Here is a 3822-nt window from a genome sequence, read left to right as displayed (position 1 = left end):
GGAGTGGCCACGACCGTCTGTTGTCGTGCGTGTGGTGCCTAGACCTCGACGGGGTACGCCGGTTCCTGGATCTGCGGAACGATGCGCTCCTCGACGAAGATGCCGTGCCAGATCATGAACACCAGCACGGTCCACAGCCGGCGGCTGTGGTCGACCGTGCCGACGCGATGATCGTCGAGCATCTTCGTCACCGCGGCCTTGTCGATCAGGTGGTCGGTGCCGGACTCGGCGATCACCTGGTGCGCCCAGTCGAACAACTCGGTGCCGGCGAGCCAATGCCGCAGCGGCACCGGGAACCCGAGCTTCGCGCGGTGCAGGACATGGGACGGGACGATGCCCTCGAGCGATTTACGCAGCGCGTACTTGGTGGTGTCCTTGGTGATCTTCTGGTCCAGCGGGACCTGCGACGCCACGCGGTACACCTCGGGATCGAGGAACGGGACGCGCAGCTCGAGCGAATTCGCCATGGTCATCTTGTCGGCCTTGACGAGGATGTCGCCGCGCAGCCACGTGAACAGGTCCAGGTGCTGCATGCGGGCGACGGGATCCCAGCCCACCGACCGCGCGTAGATGGGCGCGGTGACGTCCTGGTGCGTCCACTCGGGCCGGAACTCGCGCAGCACCGACCGCAGTTGCGCGTCGCTGAAGCTCCGCGCGTTGCCGTAGTAGCGCTCCTCGAGCGGCATCGACCCGCGATGCAGCAGGCTCTTGCCCCGGGTTCCCTCGGGAATACGGTCGGACAGTCTGCCCGCGGCGCGGCGCAGCGCCGGAGGCAGGAACTCGAACGGTCGCAGCGACAGCGGCTCCCGGTAGATTGTGTAACCGCCGAACAGTTCGTCGGCGCCCTCGCCCGAGAGCACCACCTTGACGTGCTTGCGGGCCTCCTTGGCGATGAACCAGAGCGGCACCAGCGCCGGGTCGGCGACAGGGTCGTCGAGGTACCAGACGATCTCGGGAATGGCCGCGGCGAACTCGGCGGGGGAGACGACCCGCACCACGTGGCGCGCACCGATCGCGGCGGCGGACTCGGCGGCCACGTCGACCTCCGAATATCCCTCCCGCTCGAAGCCGGCCGTGAACGTGATGAGGTTCGGATTGTGGCGCATCGCCAGAGCCGCAATGGCGGTGGAGTCGATGCCACCGGACAGGAACGAACCCACCGTCACGTCCGCGCGCATGTGCTTGGCGACAGAATCCTCGAGCGCGTCGGCGATCTCGCGGTAGCGATCCTGCTCGCGGCCTGCCGCGAAGGGCCGCACCGGGAAGGTCGGTTCGAAGTACCGCGTGATCTCGGGCTCCGCTCCCGGGGTCAGTCGCGCGTAGCAACCCGACTCGAGCCGGCGAATCTCCTTGTGGAGCGATTCGGGCTCGGGCACGTACTGCAGGACCGTGTAGTGCTCCACTGCCCGCGGATCGAGTTCGGTACCGATGCCGATCAGGTCGGCCAGTTCGAGAAGGCTCTTCTTCTCGCTGCCGAACGCGGTGCCGGCGGTGCCGGTCGCGAGGAACAGCGGCTTGATGCCGAACGGGTCGCGTGCCAGGAACAGCTCACGGTTCACGGTGTCCCAGATCGCGAACGCGAACATTCCGCGCAGGCGGCGCACGGCCTCGGCGCCCCAGTGGTGGTACGCCGCGACGATGGTCTCGCTGTCGCCTTCGGTCTCGAACGTCGCCCCGAACTCGTCGGCGAGTTCCTTGCGCAGTTCGAGATAGTTGTAGATCTCGCCGTTGAAGGTCAGGGCATACCGGTCGGGCTGCTCCGGAGGCCCCCAGCGCAGAGGCTGATGCGAATGGGCGATGTCGATGATCGACAGGCGGTTGAACCCGAAGACGAGATCGGCATCATTCCAGGTGCCGTGTTCGTCCGGGCCGCGATGCCGGAGGCAGTGCATTGCGGACGCCACCTGGGCGACGGCCTCGTCGCTGGTGCCGTCGGTGGTCAGAAACCCGAGCAAGCCGCACACGCGTTCGGTACCTCATTCCGGTCGGGGTGTCAGAAGCGAACCAGCCGGCGACCACCGCTCAGGGGCCGTGGGAACTGTTCGCCGACGTTCGTCGTTGTTCCCTTGGAGTATGCCGCAGTCAGCCGGGAGGGCGAGCGGGCGGCACCGCGCAAAAACCGTCGTCACGTCGGTACGTTCCGGGCGAATCCCCAGGCGCGACACTTTCTTCGTGCCCCGAGGATGGATAGCGGCCGGGTTTGGTCTACGCTGCGTAGTAATTGGGCTGGCCCTCTTGGTGTGCCCTACTGAAATTGCAGCGATCAGGAAGGCGTGAACGTGGCGCAAGGTCGGATCCTTCGGCGGTTCGGGCTCGCAGCATCACTCGGCATTGCAGCCTTGGTGCTGACCGGGTGTTCGAGCGAAGAAGTCCTTCGTTTCGGCTGGCCGGAGGGCGTGACCCCCCAAGCCGAGCGTATGCGTGACCTGTGGACGTGGTCGGTTGTCGCCGCCCTCGTCATGGGAATTCTCGTGTGGGCCCTCACCTTCTGGGTGATCATCGCCTACCGGCGACGGAAGGACTCCCCGGAGTTCCCGCGGCAGACGGCATACAACGTGCCGCTCGAGCTCGCGTACACGGCGGCGCCGTTCGTTGCTGTGTGTGTCCTCTTCTACTTCACGGTCGTGGTGCAGAACTACGTCCTGGAGAAGGAAGACAACCCCAACGTCGTCGTCGACGTCACCGGTTTCCAGTGGAACTGGAAGTTCGGTTACCGCTCGATCGACCTCCAGGACGGAAGTCAGCCGTACAACGGCATCGACGAGGCCGCCGAGGAAGCAGTGCAGATCGACATCCCCAATGCGGAGGATGCGCACGCCGAACTCGGCCCGATCCACGGTGCCCCGGTCGAAGACCTGTCCTACCTGCACTACGACAAGATCGAGACGATCGGCACCAGCAACGAGGTTCCCGTCCTGGTCCTCCCGACCGGCAAGCGGATCGAGTTCTACCTCGCGTCGTCGGACGTCATCCACTCGTTCTGGGTCCCCGAGTTCCTGTTCAAGCGTGACGTGAACCCGAACCCGATCCAGAACAACTCCGACCCGGTCTTCCAGATCTCGGAGATCGAGCGTGAGGGCGCCTTCGTCGGTCGCTGCGCGGAGATGTGCGGCACCTACCACGCGATGATGAACTTCGAGGTCCGCGCGGTGAGCCCCGAGGACTTCGCACGCTTCATCGACCTTCGTAAGCCTGTCGAGGACGGCGGACAGGGTCTGTCCAACGCCGCCGCACTCGAGGCCATCGGCCAGAGCCCCGTCGCCACGTCGACGGTCCCGTTCAAGACCGATCGCACCGACCGTTCCGCATCCGGCGCCAGCGAGTGACCCGTCTCTTCGCCTTTCATCGACAAGGACAAGTGCTGATATGAAAATCGAAGCCAAGCTCTTCGAAGTGACGACGGTGTTCTTCGTGCTCGTCGCGATCGTGTACGGAACCTTCACAGGATTGTCCCGTACGGGCATCGAGTGGGCGGGTCTCACCGGCATCGTGCTCTCCGCCGGACTGACCCTCATCATCGGAACGTACTTCCGGTTCGTGGCTCGGCGTCTCGACACTCGCCCCGAGGACTACGAGGATGCCGAGATCAGCGATGGCGCCGGCGACCTCGGATTCTTCAGCGCGGGCAGCTTCTGGCCCATCCTGCTGGCCGCGTCGGCATCCTTCGCCGCCATCTCGCTGGCGTTCTTCCAGCCCTGGATGATCGCGGGTGCCGTGGTGCTGATCCTCGCGGCGTCGGCCGGCCTGGTGTTCGAGTACCACATCGGTCCCGAGAAGCACTGAGCGAGTTCATAGTCCACAGCGGGCGCCACACCTTCGGGT

3 protein-coding genes are annotated in these 3822 nt (G+C 65.4%); 2 read left to right on the top strand and 1 reads right to left on the bottom strand.

From position 1 onward, the window contains the following. Positions 1 to 38: 38 nt before the first annotated feature. Positions 39 to 1964 (bottom strand): asparagine synthase (glutamine-hydrolyzing), encoded by a 1926-nt coding sequence (asnB, locus tag ACFWBU_RS21155; RefSeq protein ID WP_169620205.1) that lies wholly within the window; start codon positions 1962 to 1964, stop codon positions 39 to 41. A gap of 309 nt (positions 1965 to 2273) precedes the next feature. Here asnB and ACFWBU_RS21150 point away from each other — a divergent pair, with 309 nt between their 5' ends. Together ACFWBU_RS21150 and ACFWBU_RS21145 are read left to right on the top strand one after the other, a co-directional pair. Beyond that, on the top strand, positions 2274 to 3326 hold the full coding sequence (locus ACFWBU_RS21150; RefSeq protein WP_169620204.1) for a cytochrome c oxidase subunit II: 1053 nt from the start codon (positions 2274 to 2276) through the stop codon (positions 3324 to 3326). A gap of 40 nt (positions 3327 to 3366) precedes the next feature. Beyond that, entirely contained in the window at positions 3367 to 3783 is a 417-nt protein-coding gene (locus ACFWBU_RS21145) for a cytochrome c oxidase subunit 4 (protein WP_169620203.1), read from the top strand. The last annotated feature ends 39 nt before the right edge of the window (positions 3784 to 3822 follow it).

Origin of the sequence: Rhodococcus sp. NPDC060084 (assembly GCF_042730335.1) — a bacterium.
In the GTDB taxonomy this organism is placed as follows: domain Bacteria; phylum Actinomycetota; class Actinomycetes; order Mycobacteriales; family Mycobacteriaceae; genus Rhodococcus.
The sequence above is the reverse complement of the archived record's forward strand: the minus strand, read 5'-3'. Positions and strand labels throughout refer to the sequence as shown.

Bases quoted from the DNA above. Each gene is read 5' to 3' on its own strand.
- ACFWBU_RS21145 (WP_169620203.1), top strand. From the start codon at position 3,367: ATGAAAATCGAAGCCAAGCTCTTCGAAGTGACGACGGTGTTCTTCGTG.